The 20,756-nt window shown below is 64.1% G+C and carries 23 protein-coding genes and 1 riboswitch; of the genes, 12 read left to right on the forward strand and 11 right to left on the reverse strand.

The genetic code is table 11. From position 1 onward, the window contains the following. Positions 1-37 precede the first annotated feature (37 nt). Positions 38-838: a DUF1194 domain-containing protein gene (locus AC0L2L_RS13875; protein ID WP_473579134.1), complete on the forward strand. Its 801-nt coding sequence runs from the start codon at positions 38-40 to the stop codon at positions 836-838. Between the two features lie 21 nt (positions 839-859). On the opposite strand, the gene AC0L2L_RS13880 is transcribed toward AC0L2L_RS13875, so the two are convergent. Next, the gene (locus tag AC0L2L_RS13880; protein ID WP_473579136.1) at positions 860-1,789 is read right to left on the reverse strand and encodes a glycosyltransferase family 2 protein; all 930 of its coding nucleotides are present in this window, start codon (positions 1,787-1,789) and stop codon (positions 860-862) included. A gap of 336 nt (positions 1,790-2,125) precedes the next feature. On the opposite strand from AC0L2L_RS13880, the gene AC0L2L_RS13885 reads away from it, so the two are divergent. Beyond that, on the forward strand, positions 2,126-2,446 hold the full coding sequence (locus AC0L2L_RS13885; protein WP_473579138.1) for a DUF1330 domain-containing protein: 321 nt from the start codon (positions 2,126-2,128) through the stop codon (positions 2,444-2,446). A 50-nt stretch (positions 2,447-2,496) separates the two neighbouring features. Here AC0L2L_RS13885 and metW read toward each other — a convergent pair whose 3' ends face one another. Continuing rightward, the gene (metW, locus tag AC0L2L_RS13890) at positions 2,497-3,111 is read right to left on the reverse strand and encodes a methionine biosynthesis protein MetW (RefSeq protein WP_027167494.1); all 615 of its coding nucleotides are present in this window, start codon (positions 3,109-3,111) and stop codon (positions 2,497-2,499) included. A 79-nt stretch (positions 3,112-3,190) separates the two neighbouring features. Beyond that, positions 3,191-4,360: a homoserine O-acetyltransferase MetX gene (gene metX, locus AC0L2L_RS13895; RefSeq protein ID WP_473579140.1), complete on the reverse strand. Its 1,170-nt coding sequence runs from the start codon at positions 4,358-4,360 to the stop codon at positions 3,191-3,193. Positions 4,361-4,454: 94 nt separating this feature from the next. Next, positions 4,455-4,532, reverse strand: a riboswitch (SAM riboswitch). 135 nt (positions 4,533-4,667) lie between these two features. On the opposite strand from metX, the gene hisC reads away from it, so the two are divergent. Both hisC and AC0L2L_RS13905 read left to right on the forward strand, forming a co-directional pair. After that, a complete protein-coding gene (gene hisC, locus AC0L2L_RS13900; protein WP_473579141.1) occupies positions 4,668-5,771 on the forward strand; it encodes a histidinol-phosphate transaminase in 1,104 nt (367 codons plus the stop codon). Positions 5,772-5,777: 6 nt separating this feature from the next. Beyond that, a complete protein-coding gene (locus AC0L2L_RS13905) occupies positions 5,778-6,713 on the forward strand; it encodes a prephenate/arogenate dehydrogenase family protein (protein ID WP_473579142.1) in 936 nt (311 codons plus the stop codon). A gap of 392 nt (positions 6,714-7,105) precedes the next feature. On the opposite strand, the gene AC0L2L_RS13910 is transcribed toward AC0L2L_RS13905, so the two are convergent. After that, on the reverse strand, positions 7,106-8,032 hold the full coding sequence (locus AC0L2L_RS13910; RefSeq protein ID WP_473579143.1) for a sugar kinase: 927 nt from the start codon (positions 8,030-8,032) through the stop codon (positions 7,106-7,108). 7 nt (positions 8,033-8,039) lie between these two features. Further along, on the reverse strand, positions 8,040-9,038 hold the full coding sequence (locus AC0L2L_RS13915) for a DUF2125 domain-containing protein (RefSeq protein WP_473579144.1): 999 nt from the start codon (positions 9,036-9,038) through the stop codon (positions 8,040-8,042). Between the two features lie 117 nt (positions 9,039-9,155). Between AC0L2L_RS13915 and AC0L2L_RS13920 the strand changes: the two genes are divergently transcribed. The 3 genes from AC0L2L_RS13920 (at position 9,156) to AC0L2L_RS13930 (ending at position 11,445) form a co-directional block, all read left to right on the forward strand. Next, positions 9,156-9,677 (forward strand): gamma-glutamylcyclotransferase, encoded by a 522-nt coding sequence (locus AC0L2L_RS13920; protein ID WP_473579145.1) that lies wholly within the window; start codon positions 9,156-9,158, stop codon positions 9,675-9,677. Positions 9,678-9,798: 121 nt separating this feature from the next. Then, on the forward strand, positions 9,799-10,746 hold the full coding sequence (locus AC0L2L_RS13925; RefSeq protein WP_473579147.1) for an aldo/keto reductase: 948 nt from the start codon (positions 9,799-9,801) through the stop codon (positions 10,744-10,746). A 78-nt stretch (positions 10,747-10,824) separates the two neighbouring features. Further along, a complete protein-coding gene (locus AC0L2L_RS13930; protein WP_473579148.1) occupies positions 10,825-11,445 on the forward strand; it encodes a LysE family translocator in 621 nt (206 codons plus the stop codon). A gap of 4 nt (positions 11,446-11,449) precedes the next feature. On the opposite strand, the gene AC0L2L_RS13935 is transcribed toward AC0L2L_RS13930, so the two are convergent. Together AC0L2L_RS13935 and AC0L2L_RS13940 are read right to left on the reverse strand one after the other, a co-directional pair. Next, complete coding sequence (locus AC0L2L_RS13935; RefSeq protein ID WP_473579149.1) at positions 11,450-12,244, reverse strand: lysophospholipid acyltransferase family protein; 795 nt, start codon at positions 12,242-12,244, stop codon at positions 11,450-11,452. Positions 12,245-12,325: 81 nt separating this feature from the next. After that, complete coding sequence (locus AC0L2L_RS13940; RefSeq protein WP_473579150.1) at positions 12,326-13,228, reverse strand: LysR family transcriptional regulator; 903 nt, start codon at positions 13,226-13,228, stop codon at positions 12,326-12,328. 101 nt (positions 13,229-13,329) lie between these two features. On the opposite strand from AC0L2L_RS13940, the gene AC0L2L_RS13945 reads away from it, so the two are divergent. Next, positions 13,330-13,950, forward strand: a complete 621-nt coding sequence (locus tag AC0L2L_RS13945) for a pyridoxamine 5'-phosphate oxidase family protein (protein WP_473579151.1) — start codon at positions 13,330-13,332, stop codon at positions 13,948-13,950. A gap of 144 nt (positions 13,951-14,094) precedes the next feature. Here AC0L2L_RS13945 and AC0L2L_RS13950 read toward each other — a convergent pair whose 3' ends face one another. From AC0L2L_RS13950 to ftsE, 3 genes are all read right to left on the reverse strand, one after another. Next, complete coding sequence (locus AC0L2L_RS13950) at positions 14,095-14,868, reverse strand: YdcF family protein (RefSeq protein WP_473579152.1); 774 nt, start codon at positions 14,866-14,868, stop codon at positions 14,095-14,097. Between the two features lie 157 nt (positions 14,869-15,025). Next, a complete protein-coding gene (locus AC0L2L_RS13955) occupies positions 15,026-16,015 on the reverse strand; it encodes a cell division protein FtsX (protein WP_473579153.1) in 990 nt (329 codons plus the stop codon). Next, positions 16,008-16,667 carry a cell division ATP-binding protein FtsE gene (ftsE, locus tag AC0L2L_RS13960; protein ID WP_027167480.1) on the reverse strand — a complete coding sequence of 220 codons (660 nt, stop codon included), beginning with the start codon at positions 16,665-16,667 and terminating at the stop codon, positions 16,008-16,010. The genes AC0L2L_RS13955 and ftsE overlap by 8 nt, the downstream gene beginning before the upstream one ends. Positions 16,668-16,847: 180 nt before the next feature. Between ftsE and AC0L2L_RS13965 the strand changes: the two genes are divergently transcribed. The 3 genes from AC0L2L_RS13965 to AC0L2L_RS13975 all read left to right on the forward strand — a co-directional run bounded on the left by AC0L2L_RS13965 (position 16,848) and on the right by AC0L2L_RS13975 (position 18,570). Further along, entirely contained in the window at positions 16,848-17,483 is a 636-nt protein-coding gene (locus AC0L2L_RS13965) for a hypothetical protein (protein WP_473579154.1), read from the forward strand. An 89-nt stretch (positions 17,484-17,572) separates the two neighbouring features. Beyond that, a complete protein-coding gene (gene hpt, locus AC0L2L_RS13970) occupies positions 17,573-18,115 on the forward strand; it encodes a hypoxanthine phosphoribosyltransferase (RefSeq protein WP_027167478.1) in 543 nt (180 codons plus the stop codon). Positions 18,116-18,198: 83 nt separating this feature from the next. Next, positions 18,199-18,570: a response regulator gene (locus tag AC0L2L_RS13975; protein ID WP_473579155.1), complete on the forward strand. Its 372-nt coding sequence runs from the start codon at positions 18,199-18,201 to the stop codon at positions 18,568-18,570. Here AC0L2L_RS13975 and AC0L2L_RS13980 read toward each other — a convergent pair. Further along, the gene (locus AC0L2L_RS13980) at positions 18,553-19,506 is read right to left on the reverse strand and encodes a DMT family transporter (RefSeq protein WP_473579215.1); all 954 of its coding nucleotides are present in this window, start codon (positions 19,504-19,506) and stop codon (positions 18,553-18,555) included. The genes AC0L2L_RS13975 and AC0L2L_RS13980 overlap by 18 nt on opposite strands. 361 nt (positions 19,507-19,867) lie before the next feature. On the opposite strand from AC0L2L_RS13980, the gene AC0L2L_RS13985 reads away from it, so the two are divergent. Beyond that, entirely contained in the window at positions 19,868-20,752 is an 885-nt protein-coding gene (locus AC0L2L_RS13985; RefSeq protein ID WP_473579156.1) for a LysR family transcriptional regulator, read from the forward strand. Positions 20,753-20,756: the final 4 nt, after the last annotated feature.

The following is a 20,756-nucleotide window of genomic DNA, read 5'->3' on the forward strand; positions in this document are numbered from 1 at the left end:
CGATCGCCGGGAACAATCCCGGCGTGTGGAGCCTGCCATGCTCAAGCTGCTCAGCCTGCTTGCATGCCTTGCCTGCGCCGAGGCAGCGCCAATGCCTGCAATCGGCGGCGGCACCGCTGTCGATGTCGAACTCGTGCTTGCCGTCGACATCTCGCAGTCGATGGATGAGCGCGAGTTCGCCCTGCAGCGCGCCGGCTATGTCGAAGCGCTGCGCCACCCTGAATTCATCGATGCGGTGCGCTCGGGTCGAAATGGCCGCATCGCGCTCGCCTATTTCGAATGGGCGGGCGTGGTGCGCGACGACGGGGTCATCGCCTGGCAGATCATCGATGGCGAGGGCAGCGCCTACGCCTTCGCCGACAAGATCGCCGCGCGGCCATTCCGCAGCTTCCGCGGCACCTCGATTTCGGGGGCCCTCGGCTTCGGCGCCGGGCTTCTGGAGCGAACCGGCTTTTCGGCACCGCGCCGCGTCATCGACATATCGGGCGACGGGCCCAACAATACCGGACTGCCCGTCACTGCAATCCGCGATGCCGCCGTCGCCAGGGGTGTCGTCATCAACGGCCTGCCGATTCTCATCAGCCCGTCGCCGAGCGTCAGCCGTCTCGACCGCTACTACGCCGACTGCGTGACTGGAGGCGCCGGCTCCTTCGTGTTGCCGATCTACGCGGCATCTGAATTCTCGACGGCCATCCGCCGCAAACTGATCCAGGAGGTGAGCGGCCTCACCGACGCCAGATCCATCCGCGTCGAGGATGCGGCGCCTGTCGACTGCCTGCTGGGCGAGCGCCTTCGGCAGCGGTTTTCCGATCCATATTTTCCGGAACTCGATAGATAGAGGGCCAACGGCCTTGCTCTTTCAGATCGCCCGCGCGCCGTATTTGGCCCGGAACTCGTCGTAACAGTCGCGGCGCCAGCGGCGGCCCACGACATAGCCGCGCAACAGTTCGGCCGGCGAGTAGCCGAGCGACTTGGACGACCGGTTGGCATGATAGCCTGAAAACGCCTGCGGCAACCTGCCCTTGAGGATGTCGGCGATGATCTGCCGCGCGATCATGTAAGGTGGAACGTCGGGATAGCGGTCGGCGATATAAGGGTGCTTGCCGATCAGATTGGCATAGGCCTCGACATAGCCGTCGCGGCGGCCGGAGATCGAATTCTCCGAGTTGTATTTTTTCCAGTCGATGTCCTCGGACAGCAAGGCGCCGCTGCGCTGGGCAAAGCGCAGCAGCAATTCGCGATCCTGCATGCGCGTCACGTCGCTGTCGTAGCCACCGATCGCCAGCAACGACCCGAGCCGGGCCGTGATTGCCGAGCCGGCAATGAAGATGGTCTGCGAGACCAGGGCGCGCTGCAGCGTGCTCTTGTCGAGAAGGGCGTTGCGATTGATGCATTTGGTGCTGCGGCTGCCCTTCACCGACAGGTAGGAACTGATCAGCACTTCGAGCGAAGGGTTCTCGTCGAAGCGCGCCAGCGTCCGCTCCAGCCGGTCCGGCAGATAGACATCGTCCGAATCGAGGAAGGTCACGACAGGCGCCCGCGCGCGTTCTATGCCCGCATTGCGCGCGGCATTGGCGCCGCGCCATTTGGCGCCGACATAGATCAGCCTTGGGTCGCGGATCTCGGCAAGCGCGGCGGCGGTCCCGTCTGTCGAACCGTCGTCGACAACAATGTGCTCGAAGCGGGTAAATGTCTGCGCCAGAACGCTTTCCACCGCGCGCACGACCTGGCTGCGCCGGTTGTGCGTCGGCGTGATCACTGTAATCAGCGGACCGTCGTCGCTCGACATCGGGCTGCCACTGCGGGTCGGTTCTGATGCTTGCCGGATGGGTCTGATGGCTATCTTCGTGTCCCACCGTTGATTTGCGGGTTGAAGCTACAAAAAAGCTACTCTTGTGTCACGCCGCGCCTGCCAGGAAATGCCGGAACTGGTGGCTTTTCCGCAACATTGCGGTTTGACGGCAACACAATCGACATTCCGGCCGGCGTGACGGCCCGCTCGGACTGGCCAAGGGAGCGTGCCTTATCCCGATGACGTCCAAGGTAATCGACCGGACTACCTGGCTCTTGCATGGTGATGCCACGAGGCCGGCCGATCGGCTTCGACCCATAAAGGAGCAGGATCATGACCGCTTACGCTGTTGCCCATATGCGCCAAGTCACGCCAGGCCCCTGGATGGTCGAGTATCTCGAGAAGATAGACGCCACGCTGGCGCCGTTCGGCGGGCGCTTCATGGTTCATGGCGGCGATGTCGAGGTCGTCGAGAACAGCTGGCCCGGGCATTTGATCGTCATCGAATTTCCGGACAGGCAGCATGCGCGGGACTGGTACTGGTCGTCCGCGTATCAACAAATCCTCAAGCTGCGCACCGATAACTCTGAATCCGATATCATCTTCGTCGACGGCGTCGAGCACCCGCACAAGGCTACGGATGTGCTTGGCTGACGGGACATCGAGGAGGACCCGGCAAGAACCAGAAGCTTTTGGATGTCGCGTCAGCGCTTCAACAAAAACACCGCCTGCTGGCCGAAGAAGTTCCAGAACCACCAGGGCATCGACAGGCCGATCTTCTGGCCGTTGGCGTCGAGCGCGGTCGCCTTCTCGACGGTCGCGCCGAGCTCCTCGCACAGGTTGACGAAGTCGCGGATGGTGCAGAAGTGGATGTTGGGCGTGTCGTACCAGGAATAAGGAAGGTCCTTGGTGACCGGCATCCTGCCCTTGATCAGCAGCGAAAAGCGCACGCGCCAGTGGCCGAAATTGGGGAAGGAGACGATGGCGCGGTTGCCGATCCTGAGCAACTGGTCGAGCACGACCTTCGGGTTGCGCGTCGCCTGCAGGGTCTGCGACAGGACGACGAAGTCGAAACCCTTGTCGGCGTAGAATTCGAGATCGGTGTCGGCGTCGCCCTGGATGACGGAAAGGCCGCGCGCCACGCATTCGTTGACGCCGCGCTGTGACAGTTCCAGCCCTCGGCCGTCGACCTGCTTGGTCTCCTGCAGAAGCTCCAGAAGCAGGCCGTCGCCCGAGCCGACGTCGAGCACGCGCGAATTGGCCGGGATGAGATCGGTCACGACCTCGAGGTCGACACGCTGGGCGCGGTTGACGGTCATGGCTTCGCCTCCTGGATGGCGCATGATCCCGGCCCGAAAAGTCCGCAACTTTTTGCGTTCGCTGACCTTCGGTTCGGGGTCATGCGCTGAGCCCCCTGGCGCGCGCCGCCGAGCCGATGAAGCCGTTGATGGCCGCGAACAGCTCCGGCTCGTCGAGCAGGAAAGCGTCGTGGCCGCGATCGGTCTCGATCTCGACGAAGGAGACGGAAGCGCCCGCCGCGTTCAAGGCGTGCACGACCGAGCGGCTCTCCTCGGTCGGAAACAGCCAGTCGCTGGTGAAGGAGACGAGGCAGAAGCGCGTCTTGGTACCGGCGAAGGCGTCGGCAAGGCGCCCGCCGTGATCGGCGGCCAGATCGAAATAATCCATCGCTCGGGTCAGATAGAGATAGGAATTGGCGTCGAAGCGGTCGACGAAGGTGATGCCCTGATGGCGCAGATAGCTTTCGATCTGGAAGTCGGCGTCGAAGCCGAAGGTGAGCGCCTCGCGGTCCTGCAGGTTGCGGCCGAACTTGCGATGAAGCGCGGCTTCCGAAAGGTAGGTGATGTGGGCGGCCATGCGCGCGACAGCGAGCCCTTTTTCCGGGCGCTTGCCGAAATCGAGATATTTGCCGCCATGCCAGTCCGGATCGGCCATGACGGCCTGCCTGCCGACCTCGTGGAAGGCGATGTTCTGCGAGGAATGGCGGGCGCCGGTGGCGATCGGCAGGGCGCAGAACACGCGCTCCGAATGGCTGGCAGCCCATTCCAGCACCTGCATGCCGCCCATCGAGCCGCCAAGCACGCAAAACAGCGTTTCGATACCGAAATGATCGACCAGCATCGCCTGCGCGCGCACCATGTCGCGGATGGTGATGATCGGCAGGTCGAGCCCGTAAGGCTTGCCGGTCGCCGGATTGGTCGAGGCCGGGCCGGTCGAGCCGAGGCAGCCGCCGACGACATTGGAGCAGATGACGAAGAAGCGGCTGGTGTCGATGATCTTGCCGGGGCCGATCAGCACTTCCCACCAGCCCGGCTTGCCAGTCACCGGATGGGTGTTGGCGACGTGCTGGTCGCCGGTCAGCGCGTGGCAGACGAGGATGGCGTTGGAACGCGCGTCGTTCAGGGTGCCGTAGGTCTGGTAGGCGATCTGGAATGGCGAAAGCAGCGAGCCGGCGTCGAGCTTCAGCGGCTTGTCGGGGCCGAACTGCAGCATCGGGCTCGACGGATGGTCGGCCTCGTCGTTGGTTCTTGCAGCGCGCTGAGCGGGCATGGCCATCCTCATCCTGTCCACATCGGTTTCGTTCGATGCGGTTGTCCGGCCGGCCACGGACAACAAAAAACCGGCTTGCCGTCGCAAAGCCGGTTACAGGTTGCAAACGGCCCTTTAGCGAGTTGTTTAACGTGGCTGCAAGCCGACCGGCCAAATCACCACGGAAATCTGGCAGCTCTTCTAGGACCAGCGCCGCGCTTCGTCAACGGGTGGGCAGAGTCCTGGCGCAAGCGCCGGCACTCGACATTCCAGCCTGTGGCCTGTATTTCCGCTGCGGCCTTGAAGGCCTTCTCGACGGATTTGTGATATGAAGCAGGATCAGCCCCGGCCGACGCCCCGTGCGGGCATTATGGACATCGAGGCCTATGTGCCGGGAAAAAGCACCGCGCCGGCCGGCGTGACGAAAGTCTACAAACTGTCGTCGAACGAAAATCCGCTCGGGCCTTCGCCGAAGGCGATCGAGGCCGCGCGCGAAGTGGCGGCGAAGCTCGACGTCTATCCGGACGGCTCCGCCCGCCGGCTGCGCGAGGCGATCGCCGAGGTGCATGGCCTCAACCCTGCGAACATCATCTGCTCCAACGGTTCCGACGAGATCCTGGGGCTCCTGGCGCAGACCTATCTCGCGCCGGGCGACGAGGCCGTGTTCACGGAACACGCCTTCATGATCTACAAGATCTACATCCAGGCGGCCGGCGCCAAGCCGGTCGCGGTCAAGGAAACCGACGAGCGCGCCGACATCGTCGCGATCCTCGCCGCGGTGACGCCGGCGACGCGCATCGTGTTCCTCGCCAATCCCAACAATCCGACCGGCACCTATGTGCCGTTCCAGGAGGTGCGCCGGCTGCATGCGTCGCTGCCCAAGAACGTGCTCCTGGTGCTCGACGCGGCCTATGCCGAATATGTGCGGCGCAACGACTACGAAGCCGGCATCGAGCTGGCCGGCAGTTCCGAAAACGTCGTCATGACCCGCACCTTCTCCAAGCTCGGCCTCGGCGGCGCGCGCATCGGCTGGATGTACGGGCCGGCGCATATCGTCGACGCGATCAACCGCATTCGCGGTCCCTTCAACGTCAATGCGACCGCGATCGAGGCGGGTATCGCCGCGATCCGCGACCGGGCCCATATCGAGCGCAGCGTGACGCATAACGAGAAATGGCTGGCCTGGCTCAGCGCGGAACTGACGGGGCTCGGCCTGCGCGTCACGCCCAGCGTCGGCAATTTCGTGCTGATCCATTTTCCCGACGGCAAGAAGCATTCGGCAGCAGCCGCGGACGACTACCTCAGCCAGCGCGGCTATATCCTGCGCCGCGTCACCGGCTACGGCTTCCCCAATGCGCTGCGCATGAGCGTCGGTACCGAAGAGGCCAATCGCGGCGTCATCGATGCGCTCAAGACCTTCCTGAAAAGCTAAAGCACCATGGCATCACCGATGTTCGAGAAGATAGCGCTGGTCGGCATCGGCCTGATCGGCTCGTCGCTGGCCCGCGTCATCCGCCGCGAGAACCTGGCGCGCCACATCGCCATCGCGACGCGCAGCGCATCGACGCTGAAGCGCGCCGAGGAACTGGCCCTTGGCGATTCCTACAGCACCGACGCCAGTGAAGCCGTGCGCGATGCCGACCTCGTCATCGTCTCGGTGCCTGTCGGTTCCTCCGGCGAGGTCGCGGCCGAGATCGCGCCGGCGCTGAAGAAGGGCGCCATCCTCACCGATGTCGGCTCGACCAAGGCCTCGGTGATCGCGCAGATTGAGCCGCATGTGCCGGAAGGCGTGCACTTCATCCCCGGACACCCGCTGGCGGGCACGGAAAAGTCCGGACCCGACGCCGGCTTCGCCGATCTGTTCGAGAACCGCTGGTGCATCTTCACGCCGCTGCCGGACACCGATCCCGCAGCCCTTGAGAAGCTTTCGGAATTCTGGCGGCGCTGCGGCTCCAACATCGACACGATGGATCCGCAGCATCACGACATGACGCTCGCGATCGTTTCGCATCTGCCGCATATCATCGCCTACAACATCGTCGGCACGGCGGACGATTTGGAAGCGGTGACCAAGAGCGAAGTGATCAAATATTCCGCCTCCGGTTTCCGCGACTTCACCCGTCTTGCCGCCTCGGACCCGACCATGTGGCGGGACGTCTGCCTGCACAACAAGGATGCGATCCTGGAGATGCTGGCGCGGTTCTCGGAAGATCTCGCCTCGCTGCAGCGGGCGATCCGCTGGGGTGACGGCGAAAAGCTGTTCGACCTCTTCACCCGCACCCGCGCCGTCCGCCGCTCGATCATCGAGGCCGGCCAGGACATCGATGTGCCGGATTTCGGCCGGCAGGCGGTCGAGCATCCGGCAAAGCCTTAGGTTTTCTTCCCTGGTTGCCCAGCAAAGGGATTTTGACCGGTCGGCTGTGTTTGCCTTGGCAGGCCTTGGAGATTGGCCGAAACGCCCATCGCGGTCGTCATCCACGGGCGGAGCAAGGAGCGCAGCGACGCGCGCAGACCCGAGGATCCATTCCGTGACTTCAACGCGCCGCTACGGTGCAGAATTCTGCTCCGCTGCGCTCTTCGATCAAGGTCACGGAATGGATTCCAGGGTCTGCGCGCGTCGCTTCGCTCCTTGCTCCGCCCTGGAATGACGAGGTTAGGGAGGCTTCGGCCAATCCCCGGCGTTTTCGTTGATTTCACGGATACGAACGGTGAAATCTCCTCCGCCGACAAACCTTTCAATGTCCTGATGTCTAGGAACCAACCTTGCTACGATGCCGGCCAGTGCGTCGCCATCATCGCTAGCGTCTCAGCCCTGTTCGGTGCGCCGAGACGGCCGCCGAAGCGCAGACATTTGAGCGCGGCGGCGGCGCTGGCAAAGCGCAGGGCTTTTTCCATGGGCATGGCTTCGGCGAGGCCGACGGCAAAGGCGCCGTGGAAGACGTCGCCGGCGGCCAGCGTGTCCACCGCCTTGACCTTCGGCGCCTCGACGTGGCGCACGCGCGCGGTCGCCCGGTCGTGCCACCAGGTCCCGGCCGCACCGCAGGTCACGGCGACAAAGGCCTCGGTGCGCGAGGCAAGGTCGGCGCAGGCGCTTTCGGGGTCGAGCGCGTGGCCGCAGACGATGCGGGCCGCCGGCTCGGAGGCAACGATGTGCGAGGCCAGAGGCAACAGGCCCTCCAGCACTTCGACGGGCGCGGTATCGGCATCCAGGATCGCCGGACGGCCGATCGATCGGGCCGCGCTCAGGGCGAGGGCAGCGGCACCGGGCCAGCGGACATCGACCAGCACGGCATCGAAGGCGGAGAGGTCGGCGAGCGGCAGCGCTTCGGGATCGGCTTGCGCTTTTTTGTCGTAGAAGGGCACGATGACGCGCTCGCCATGCGCATCCACCAGGATCGCGGCCAGCGCCGATCGTGCGCCGGCGACGCGGCGGATGAGGCTGCAATCGATACCTTCGGCCTGAATGTCGGCGATCAGCTGGTCGCCGACCAGATCGTCGCCGGCGCTTGCCCATAGCGAGACCTCGGCGCCGAGGCGATGCACTGCGCAGGCGGCGCTCGTCGCCATGCCGGAGGCAATCTGGACAGCGTCGCTGGCGATGAACTTGCCTTGATGCATGGGCAGGGTCTCGACGCGAAGGATGGTGTCGAGGGTGAATGCACCGACGCTGAGCAGTCTGACCGGCTTCGCCATCGTTGCGTTACTCGAGCGGCTTGATCTTGCCGAGCGGGATGAAGCCCAGCGAGGCCTTGCCCTTGACGATCCTGAGCGGCAAGGACGGCTCCTTACCAAGCATGGCAATGCCGGCAAATCCCTGCTCGATTTCGCCCTTATGCTCCGGGATGGCGCCGCCGAGGATGGCCGCCACTGCCTTGGCGTCCTTGAGCTTGATCGTCAGGCTTGCGTCGACCAGGCCTTCCGCATCGATGGAGACGGGTCCGGACACGGTGATACGCGCCGTCCCGGACGACAGATCAAGCTTGGCGATGTCGATCGACTGGCCGCGCAGGCTCTTTGGCGGTGCTGCGATTAGCGCCACGCCGTTCTTCAGCGTCACCTCGCCGCTGCCGTCAAGCGCCGGCAGCGCGCGTCCGCCAATGGCATCCGCATTGATCTCCAGATCGCCGAAGCTGCCGATATAATTGATATCCTGGCCGATCGGCTGCAACTGGCCGGCGGCCTTGCCGGCGCTGAACAATTGCATGGGGTCTGTATCGTCCTGCGGGTCGGTCTGGCCGGAAAGCCCTTCGGCCCGCAGCGAAACGCTCCTCGGCAGCGGCCACGACACTTTGACATTCGCCTGCAACTGGTCCCAATCGATGAAAAGCGGCGGCATGCCGGGCGCCATCGTCCTCAGCGGCCCGCGCAAGTCGGCGACCGGCGACAACGGCCCGGTGATCCCGGCGACGGCATTGAAGCTTCCGGTGGAAGCGGCGACCTTCCGGACGTCGTCCTCATAGGCGATGTTGTCGCAGGAAACCGTGAAGCTCATCGGATAGCCGCTGACGGCAAGATTGGCGCAGCCGGCTGCGATACCCTTGCTGCCCAGCCGTGCCACGGCCCGGTCGGCCTCGGTCTTGAGCCTGTCGGCGAGATAGAACCAGCCGCCGCTGTAGAGCGCGAACAACACGACAAGGAATGCGGCAAGCCACAACAGCCGGCGGCGAAGTCTGGGCGGTCGCTGGTCACTTGACGTCATGCTACGGCTCTCGTTAACCCGACGAGCGGGCGTTTGCTCGCACGCAAACAAGCGGGGGACAGAAGACGCACCTGGCGATGCGGTGTCGTTCACTCGAATGCGATCAGGCTTGGCGATATGGGCGATTTTTGGGTTTTTGGCTATGGGTCGCTGATCTGGCGGCCCGGATTTGCCCATGTCGAGACGCGCCGCGCCCGGCTTTACGGCTACCGGCGCTCGCTTTGCGTCTATTCCTTCGTGCATCGCGGCACGCACGGGCGGCCAGGCCTGGTGCTCGGACTCGACCGTGGCGGCTCCTGCATCGGCCTCGCTTACCGTGTTCCCGGCAATTTGCGCGACGAGGTGCTCTCCTACCTGCGTGAGCGCGAGCTGGTGACCAGCGTCTATCTCGAACGTATGCTGGATATCCGGCTGAATGGCGGCGGTTCGGTCGAGGCGGTCGCCTACATCGTCGACCGGCAGCATGAGCAATATGCCGGCGGGCTCGACGCAGATCATGCGGCAAAAATCGTTCGTGGCGCCGTCGGCCAATCCGGCCGGAACGAGGACTATGTGCTCAGCACGCTCGAGCACCTCGAGGCGCTCGGCATCCGCGATCACTGGCTGGAGGAGGTGGGCCGTCTGGTCGCGCCTTCGTGAAGCGCTGGTCCGATCAAAAAGCAAAACCATGCCTTTGACCTCGGCAAGGCACGACCTAGCTTAACCGCAACCCGACGCCTCGGAATTTCCCGTACCCATCCCAGCATCACGGAGATCAATCTTGCAGAAACGTCGTCTCGGTCGCACCGACCTTTCCATCGCGCCGCTGGTCCTGGGCGGCAACGTCTTCGGCTGGACCGCCGACGAGAAGACCTCCTTCGATCTGCTCGATCGGTTCGTCGGGGCGGGCTTGAACGCCATCGACACGGCCGATGCCTATTCGCGCTGGGTTCCCGGCAACAAGGGCGGCGAATCGGAAACCATCATCGGCAACTGGATGAAAAGCCGCGGCAACCGCGACAAGGTCGTGGTCATCACCAAAGTCGGTTCCGACATGGGCCAGGGCAAGCGGGACCTCTCCGCCGCCTATATCGAAAAGGCGGTCGACGCATCCCTGAAGCGGCTGCAGGTCGATGTCATCGACCTCTATCTGTCGCACTGGCCGGATCCGGCCACGCCTTACGAGGAGACGCTCGGCGCCTATCAGCGGCTGCTCGAAAAGGGCAAGATCCGCTATCCGGGCTGCTCCAATCTCGATGCCGGCCAATTGCGCGCCGCGCTCGACGTCGCCAGCCTGCGCAGCCTGCCGCGCTACGAGGTGCTGCAGCCTGAATACAATTTGTACGATCGCTCGTCGCTCGACGGCCCGCTGCTCGATCTCTGCAAGGCGGAGGACATCGGCGTCATCACCTATTTCAGCCTCGCCAAGGGGTTCCTGAGCGGCAAATACCGCAGCAAGGCCGATCTCGGGCAAAGCGCACGCGGCGAGGACGTGGCCGGCTACCTCAACGAGCGCGGCATGCGCATTCTTTCCGCGCTCGATGCCCTGGCCGAGCGCCATTCGGCCAAGCAAGCGGAAGTGGCGCTGGCCTGGGTCATCGCGCGACCGGGCGTCACCGCGCCGATCGCCAGCGCCACGACTGCGGCCCAGATGGACAGTCTGATCCGCGCCGCTTCGCTCAAGCTTTCGGCGGACGATGTCGGAGCGCTCGACCGCGCCAGCGCCTGAGAAGCCGCGCACGATCGTCCAAGACTGCCGCGACTATTCCCTCGTAAGACCTGCCGTATCGCGGCAGGAGGGTTAGGCATGGCTGGTGGCGTTCTGGCTGAGGCGCAGCACTGGCAGCAATTATTGTCGCTGGTCCTGGCGGCGACCGTCGTCATGGGCAGCCCGGGACCCGCGACCATCAGCGTGACCGCGGTCGGCGCGGCTTTCGGCCTGCGGCCTTCGCTGGGTTACACGTCGGGCGTGGTGCTCGGCACCATCGCCGTGCTTCTGGTCGTGGCGGCCGGGATTTTCGGCGTGCTCACATCGGTGCCGGGGCTGGCGCCGGTGCTTGCGATCGCCTCGGCGGCCTACATCCTTTATCTCGCTTTCAGAATCGCGACCGCGCCGCCATTGGCCGAACGCGCAAGCACGGCGACGAAGCCCGATTTTCTCGGCGGCTTCATGCTCGCCGTCGCCAACCCGAAAGTCTATGTGGCGATCGCCGCCGTGTTCGCCGGCGCCGCGTCGCAGGCCGGCACGCTCGGCGCTTCGACCAGGCTGCTGGTGCTTGCCGCGATGATCGTGGCCATCCATGTGGTCTGGCTGCTCGCCGGAACGGCTTTCGCGCGCTTCCTGCGCCATCCGCTGGCGTCGCGGATCATCAATCTGATCTTTGCCGCAACGCTGGTACTGACCACTGTGTTGGCGGCGCTGCGATAGGGGATCAGGTCTTCGCGGTTACGCCGAGTTCCGCCAGCCGCCGCACCGCCGTCGGCGGCATGGGCGGCGGGTTCGGCGTCAGCGCTGCCTCGACGAGCATCTGGTCGCAGGCGGCCTCGGTCTCGCCGATCAGCCGCTGCATGAATTCCTCCTTGCTGAGGCCTGGCGGGATCGCCGGGAGGAAGCGGGCCTTGATGGTGCCCGGATAGCGCAGGAACTTGCGGCGCGGCCAGTAGAGGCCGGCGACATGCGCTACCGGAACGACAGGAACGCCGAGCTGTGTGTAGAGCTCGACAATGCCGTATTTGTAGGACGGCTCGGCGCCCGGCGGGCGGCGGGTGCCTTCGGGATAGATGATGAGCTGGCGCGGGTTGCGGTCCATCTCCTGCCTGGTCGCGGTGACGACTCCCTTAAGCGCTTTCGAGCGGCTGCCGCGATCGACCGGGATCATGCGCATCTTCATGATGTACCAGCCGAAGAAGGGGATCCAGGTCAGCTCGCGCTTGAGGATGTAGAGCGCGTCGTCGAGATAGGGGAAGAAAGCGATCGCGTCCCAGAAGGACTGATGCTTCGGCGCCAGGATAAAGGACCCTTCCGGCAGGTTCTCGACACCTGTGATTTCGCTCTTCGTGGCCGCGATCTTGTCGTAGAGCCACATCGAGGTGCGCGACCAGAATTTCGGCACGAACCAGGCGCGGTGGCGCGGCGACAGGAAATAAAAGGGCGTCCAGAAGATCATCTGGACGATCAGGCTGAGATAGAAGACGAAGTTGAACGCCAGCGAGCGGATGATGAGCATGCAAGGGGCCCGTGAGGAAGTGTGCGTTGGTTACACCAAGCGGATGCAAAAAGGAAACGGCGCAGTGGTCGGATGCCAACCCTACAATGACCGCGCCAACCGCTCCTTCAGGCGCGGCGCTGCGAAATCGAGGAAGGCGCGCAGCTTCACCGGCAGCCGGGCCTGGCCGGCATGAACGAGGTTCACGGGCCAGGGCGGCGGTTCGTACGGCTCCAGCACCACCCGCAGCGTTGCGGCGCGAAGCGCGGCATCGGCTTGGTAAGAGAGCACCTTCGTCAGGCCGAGCCCGGCAATTGCGGCATCGATCGCCGCCTCGGCGGTGTTGACCTGAAGGCGTGAGCGGACCGGGACCGTTGTTTCCAATTTGCCGGTTCCGAAACGCCAAGTCGCTGGTCCGGCAAGACCTTCGAAGGTGATGCAGTCGTGGCCGGCGAGCTCAGCCGGTTTCGCCGGCATGCCATGCCCGGCGAGATAGGCCGGGCTTGCACAGACGATGCGGCGGATCGAGCCGACGCGAATCGCGATCATGGCCGAATCCGGCAGTTCGCCGATGCGCACGGCCAGATCGATATGCTCCTCGACCAGTTGGGTGATCCGGTCCGACAAGGTCAGGCGGATATCCACTTGCGGATAGACAGCGAGAAAGTCGACGATCACCGGCAGCACATGCAGGCGGCCGAAGACGACCGGTGCAGTGATGACCAGCTCGCCGGTCGGGCTCGAATATTCGCCGGCCGCCGTGCGCTCGGCTTCGCTAACCTCATCGAGGATGCGACGGCAGGCGGCGAGATAGGACTGGCCGGCATCGGTCAGCGTCAGGCGGCGCGTCGAGCGGTTGAGCAGGCGCGTCTTCAAATGCTTTTCCAGTTCGGAGAGCTTGCGGCTGACGGTCGCCAGCGGCACGCCGGCGCGCCGCGCGGCGGCGGAAAGGCTGCCGGCCTCCACGGTGGCGACGAACAGCGACATGGCATCGAGGCGGTCCATTGTTCTCTCGAAATCTGGAAGGATGAGTTGCAGATATGGTCTCTACATCCGATTTCCGGAAGAGGCTAGTTGATGTGCGATCCTGTTCGAGGAGCGCCAGCATGAATGAATTCACCAGCGACGTCGCCTTCACACCGACCGTCAAGGCCATCCAGTCCCGCAAGGGGTCGCGCGATTCCTATGCGCGGGTCGAGCAGCGCGGCGGCTGGCGGGCGACGATCACGTCCGACCTCGCCGCCTTCATCGAGGCGCAGACCAGCGCGTTCCTGGCGACCGCCAACGCCGAAGGCCAGCCCTATATCCAGCATCGCGGCGGACCGGCCGGTTTCTTCAAGGTATTGGACGAGCAGACGATCGGCTTTGCCGATTTTTCCGGGAACAGGCAGTTCATCACCCAAGGCAACCTGGAGGACAACGACCGAGCCTTCCTGTTCCTGATCGATTACATGCTGCGGCAGCGCATCAAGATCTGGGGCAGGGCGCGCATCGTCGAAAATGATCCGGAATTGACGGCGAAGCTCATGCCGCCGGACTACAAGGCGCGGCCGGAACAGACGATCCTGTTCACGGTCTTAGCCTGGGATGCCAACTGCCCGCAGCACATTCCACAGCGCTTCGAAGCTGCGGATGTCGCCGCCGCCCTTGCCGAGCGCGACCGGCGCATCGCCGATCTGGAGCAGGAGATCGCGCGCCTGCGTGGCGGCGCGCGGACTGAGGCCTAGCTCTTCGTCCTAACCTCGTCATCCACCGGCGAAGCGGACGCGCAGACCCGAGGATACATTCCGTGACCTCGCGCGAAGGGTAAGGCGGCGCAGAACAGAGATCGTTCTGCACTGCGGTGACGCTTGTAGGTAACGGAATGGATCCTATGGTCTGCGCCGCGTCGCTTCGCTCCTTGCTTCGCCATAGAATGACGAAGGGAGGGCTGCCGAGGCCTCGGCAAGGGTGACGCCCTCGGGCGTCGCGCGAAGCGGCAGGTAGCCGCGCGCCAGCGACAGCACATATTTGCTGTATTCGGTGAGCAGCACGCGCAGCGCCTCCGGCTTGGTCAGCCAGCCGCCATTGCCGAGATTGGTGTTGACCACCGGATAGGGCTCCAGCCGGGCGCCATGCAGCAGGCGGCCCATTTCAAGCAGGCTGCGCGGCATGTGGTAATTGTTGGTGACAATGATGATGCTGCCATAGGCGTGGTTCTCCACCCATTTGGCGCTTTCCTCGGCGTTGCCGATGGTGTCGAGCGCGGCACGATCGATATCGACGCAGCAGGAGAAGAGCTGCTTGTCGCCGCCCATTGCCGCCTGCAGCTGGCGTTTGGTAGCCGACGGATGGACGCCGCTGATCAGCAACCGGTCGCCCTTGCCGGACGCCAACAGATCCATCGCCGCGTCGAGGCGCGACTGCCCGCCGGTGAGCACGACGATGGCATCGGCCCTGGCCGGGTCGAGCGGGGTCGTCATATGGCTGACCTTGTCGGCAAACCACCCGAAGCCGCCGGCAAAAACCACAAGGATGGCGAGAACGACGAATCCGCAGACGCGCAGGGCGAACCTCACACGACCGGGCCTGACGGGGGCAGCGGCGCGTGCAAGCGCCGCTGGCATCCGCCCAGCCGTCCCGGTCGAGTCCCGCAAGTCCATCATCCCCAGGTTAATCCTGAAAACATCCCATGGTTAACTCTGAAATGCGGCCTTTGATAGGTAAGACAGCGCACTTTGCGTTACGGCACCTGGCCGATCCGTGATCGTTTTCTTGTTTATATATAACGCTTTCCGCTGATTTTCGGCTACAGCTCATGGGTCAGCCCCCATCCGGTTGGCGAACGTCGATGTCGCTGAGATAGGTGACGACGGTCACATGCGAGGTCGCAGCGGTCAGAGCGCCGATCACCAGCACCATCAGGCCGACGCCGAAATAGCCGGCGGAGCCGATGGCGAAATTGCCGAACAGCGCGGTCGCCTGGTCGGCCTGCGGTGTCGCCATGTTGCGCGACGACCACCAGGAAAAGACGATGAAGACGACGATCGCCAACGCGCCGCCGGCTGCCGCGCCCTTCATGCCGGTGACCAGGAAATGCCAGCGGAATTCGCGCGCGATGAAGCGCGCCTCGGCGCCAACGAAATGCAGCACCTCGATGATATGGCCGTTGCCGGCCATGGCGCCGCGCGTGGCGAACACCACCGTCAGCACGGTTGCCGACAGCATCAGCACCAAAACGGCGATGCCGATCGTCACCGTCGTGTGCGCCATGGCGACCAGACGGTCGACCCAGGTGCGGTGATCGTCGAGTGCCGCGGTCGGTATTTTCGGCGCGATGGCGGCGCGCATGGCGGCGAAGTCCGGCGGGCTGGCCTCGTCGATGGTGACGATGATCAGGCGCGGCACCGGCAATTCGTCGATGTTGAGGCCGCTGCCGAGCCACGGTTCCAGAAGCCGCGCCGTCGCGTCGCGGTCGATGATCCTGGTGCCCGTCACGCCGGGAAACTCGCCGGCGATCTGCGAAGCCTGCGCAAGGGCCGCCTCCATGTCGAGACCGTCGGCCGGCTTGATCTGGATCGTCGCCTCGCGCGAGATCTGGTTTTCCCAGACCGAAGCGGTATCGCGGACCAGCGTCACGGCGCCGAAGGTGAGGCACGACAGGAAGGTCATGATGGCGATGACCAGCACCAGCGCTCGTCCGGCGATGTTCTGGGCCGGCACGATCGGCGCCATCTTGCGCTGGACACGCCGGACCGTCGCCGTCTCCTCGACGGTTTCGTGCTGGAAGTGATCGGCCGGAAGATCAGTCATAGACGTCCAACCTCCCGCCGGCCAGAATCATGCGACGCGCATCGACCTGCTCCATGAGGCCAAGGTCGTGGGTGGCGATCACGACGGCTGTGCCCAGCCGGTTGAGCTCGATGAAGAGCCGTAGAAGCCGGCGCGCCAGCGGCGGGTCGACATTGCCGGTCGGCTCGTCGGCGAGCAGGATCTCCGGCTGTTCGATCAGCGCGCGCGCAATGGCGGCGCGCTGCTTCTCGCCGCCGGAAAGCACCGGCGGCAGCACATGCATGCGGTCGCCGAGGCCGACCCATTTCAAGAGTTCGGTGACGTCGGTGCGGTAGCTCGCCTCCTCGCGGCCGCGCACGCGCAAGGGCAGCGCGACGTTCTCGTAGGTCGTCATGTGGTCGAGCAGGCGGAAATCCTGGAACACCACGCCGATACGGCGGCGCAGCAACGGCAGCTCGCCGCGCGAAATGCGCGAGCGGTCCTTGCCGAAGATGGTGATCAGGCCGCGCGTCGGCTTCAGCGACATGAACAAAAGGCGCAGCAAGGTCGTCTTGCCGGCGCCCGAAGGGCCGCTCAGGAACTGAAAGGAGCGCTCCGGAATGTGCAGGGAAATGTCGCGGAGGATCTCCGGACCCATGCCATAGCGGAGGCCGACATTTTCGAAGCGGATCACGTTCGGCGACCTGAAACTTTCGGCGGCGACGCGCCACGATCTACATTAAAAGACCATCGGCCGGCATGGTTAACCGGCGGTTAATTTTGCGACGTTCAGCTTGCATCAAAGCCATTCCGGTGGGGAAGCGTTAACCAATTCCGTTTACGCAAAAGAAACGAAGACTGCACTGGTGCCGCAATGGCTGACGAGAGAACCGCGCGCCCTGTTTCCGGCGAAATCATGACCGGCACGGCTACAAATGCCGCGCCGGAGCGGGTCGCGTTCGGTGCGGGCGACATCGTCGATGCCGATTATGTCGTGCTGCCGCGTTTTGCAGGTCACCCGGAACCGCCGTCGCCGTCGCCGCAGATCCCCTCGACGCCATCGATCCAAGGCATGGGCATGCTGCGCAAACCGGAGGCCGCGCCGTCACGGGCCTCGCGAGGCGGTCCGATGTTCTGGATCGCCGGCGTCGGCATAGCGCTCGCCTCCTTCTGGGTGTCGGGCGGTCATGCACTGGTTGGGCAAGGTACGTTCCGTATGGCCGCCGAGCCGGCCAGCGCGCTCACCATTTCCGGCGTGACATCGCGCATCGATGCGTCGGGCCTGAAGCCGGTGCTGTTCGTCGACGGCGAGGCGTCGAATGACGGGGCAGGGCCGGAAACGCTGCCGCCGCTCGAAATCCGCGTCACCGACAACAACAGCAACATCATCCGCTACAGGCTGGGGGCGTCCAACCGTTCCTTGAGGCCGGGCGAAAGATTTGGCTTTTCCAGTCGCCTCGATGTGCCTAAAGACGGCGTGAAGACCGTAGCGGTTATCTTCGCCGGCTAGGTGCGTCGATATTCAGGTGATGCCGGCTTTGGCTGGATTTCAACACACGCGACCTTCCGGCGTTGCAGTCGATTTTGAAGGACAAAACTATGCCAGTTGTACGCGGCAAGGACATCGAGGTCCTGTTTTCGGCGTCGGCGATCGCGCGCCGCAATCTCGAACTCGCCAAGGAGATCGCTGGGCGCGACTACCACGACCTCCTGGTGATCTCGATTCTCAAGGGCTCGTTCGTGTTCGCCGCCGATCTCATTCGCGCCATGCATGATGTCGGCCTGTCGCCGGAAGTCGAGTTCATCTTCATCTCGAGCTATGGCGCCGGCACCACAAGCGGCGAGGTCAGGGTGCTGCGCGACATCGACAACGAGGTTGCCGGCCGCGACGTGCTTTTGATCGACGACATACTGGAATCCGGCAAGACGCTTTCCTTCACCCGCGACCTGATGCTTTCGCGCGGCGCCAAAAGCTGCGCCATCGCCGTGCTGCTGGACAAACGCATGCGGCGCCAGACCTCGCTCAACGCCGACTATGTCGGCTTCGACTGCCCGGACTATTTCGTCGTCGGCTATGGAATGGATGTCGCCCATGCGTTCCGCGAACTGCCGTTTGTCGGGGTGGTGAAAGGCGATGCCTGAGGAGGCGCTGGCGTCCTTCCAAAAAACCGCCGATCGTTAGAATTTTCAGAAAACATCAACGTTTCGGCGGCATCTATCTCGGCATGGCAAAGCTTCTGATCGTCGAGGACGATGAGTCCGTCCGCACCCTCGCCGCCCGCGCGCTCGAGCGCGACGGCCATATGGTCACCATCGCCACCGACGGCGCGCAAGGGTTGGAACTGATCCAGCGTGCGGCGGGCGGCTACGATCTTGTGGTGTCCGACATCCGCATGCCGGAGATGGACGGCATCGAGATGGCGACCGCCGCAGCAAAGCAGTTCCCGGCGATGAAGATCATGCTGATGACCGGTTATGCCGACCAGCGCGAACGCGCCGAGGAATTGAACGGCATCATCCTCGATGTCGTGCAGAAGCCGTTCACGCTTGCCGAGATCCGCGCCCGCGTCGGCAAGGCATTAAGCTGCTTCGCTTGAGACCGCACCGGCCACCGGAGCGGCACTTCGCCTACGCCCGCCGCTGAGCGCTAGCAGGCCGGCACCGATGATCAGCGCCGCGCCCAGCACCGTCGTTTCACGCGGCACTTCGGCGAAGAACAGGAAGCCCCAAAGCGGCGACCACAGGATGCCGGTGTATTCGAACGTGGCGACGCGGTTGGCCGGCGCCATGCGGTAGGCCTGCGACAACAGGATCATGCCGGCGGACGCGACGAAACCGCAGGTGGCCATCTTCAGGAAATCGGGCATCGTCGGCCACACCCACGGCCGCACCAGGAATTCGACGCTCGGATGCGCCGCATGGGTGATGCTGGCGAGGTGAAAGACGATTGCTACGGCAATGGCGCCGCTGAGATAGGCGCCGTTCTGATAGAAGGCCATCACCGTCGACGATTCGGTGTCGCCGATGCGGCGCGCCATCAACTGCGAAAAGCCGTAGAGGAAAGCCGAGCCCAGCGACAGAAGTGCCGCCCAATCGAACACTCCCGCGCCTGGACGCACCATCACAAGGACGCCGACCAGGCCGATCAGCACCGTCGCCAGCGTTTTCCACGATACGCGCTCGCCAAGATAAGGGCCGGCCATCGCCATGATGAACAGCGGCGCCATGAAATACAGCGCCACCGCGTCGGCCAGCGGCAAGGCGGCGATCGCCAGATAGTAGACCGTGTAGGACGAGAACTGGATGAAGGCGCGCAGCGTCAGCATGCCGAAGCGCTTCGACAGCACCGCCTTCAGGCTGACGTCGGCCTGGACGAGCACGATCAGGATCGGCAGCGCGACGATAGCGCGGATCGCCATCACCTCCGTCACCGGATAACCGCCGGACACCGCCTTCACCAGCGGATCCTGCAGCGAAAAGACCAGCACGCCGAGGCAGAGGCTCAGAATGCCTAGCACCATCCGGTTCTGCATCAGTATCGGCCCCCCGCGAGCCGCATTCATTCCACGCAATTCCGGACGGAAAACCGCTGGGCACTTTTCCTGGAACTGCTCTCTAGACCAGGACGACGTTTCGTTGAATCGTCATCCTGATCTAACTCTTTGCTGGAGCATGATCTTTTCCGAAAACCGGTTCCCACTTTTCGGGATCATGCTTCTAAAAAGAACCCGCCACCATTTTCAGGCAGCGGGTACGAGTGAGGACTCTTCGATTGGTCCGCGGCTGATTTCGCAGCCGCATATCCAATGGGTGCGGCAACTATCCTTCGGCGTTTGACATGTTGCAAACGAATTGGAATGATGCCAGCAATCAAAATTTCTTATGGCGAGATCGATGAAGCCCGTGCTCGACAGCGACCTTCTGCGCACCTTCGTGGCGGTGGCCGAAACCGGCAATTTTACACGCGCGGCCGAGAAGGCCGGGCGCACGCAATCGGCCGTCTCGATGCAGATGAAGAAGCTGGAGGACATGGTCGGCGACGATCTGTTCGAGCGCGGCTCGCGCGGTGTGGCGCTGACGCGCCGCGGCAGCGAATTGATCTCGAACGCGCGCCGAATCGTCTCGCTGCTCGACGAGACGGCGGCTTCCCTGGTGGCGCCGCCGCTCGGCGGCCTGGTCCGCATCGGCATCCCGGCCGAATATGGCCGCTCGATCCTGTCGCGGGCGCTGGGTGAATTCGCCAAGCGCCATCCGCGCGTCGAGGTCACGGTGCGCTACGCGCATTCGGATTCGCAGGTGAGGGCGCTTGCGGCCAGCGAGCTCGATCTCGCCGTAGTGTTCGAATGGGAAGGCTCTTCCGGCGGCGAAGTGTTGATGCACGACCCTACGGTGTGGGTGACCTCGACGCTGCACCACATGCATGAGGAACGGCCGGTGCCGATCGCCCTTTACAGCCGCAACGGCTGGTGTCGCGACTTCGCCATCAAGTCGTTGCAGCAGCGCGGCCTCGACTATCGCGTCGCTTACACCAGCGACACCAATGGCGGCCTGACGCTTGCCGTCACCTCGGGCTTGGCGATCGCCCCGATCTCGCGCAGCAACATCCCGCCCGATTGCCGCGAGCTGACGGCCGCCGACGGTTTCGGCGACATCGATTCCTCCAATGTCGTGCTGCACCGCAATCCGCTGGCGACCGGCGAAGCGATCGACGGCATGGAGAACGCGATCCGCGAGGCTTTCATGCTGACCAGGCAGGCGAGTGCGATGGTCGGCGCTTAAGAGC

It is taken from the genome of Mesorhizobium sp. WSM4832 (genome assembly GCF_055811115.1).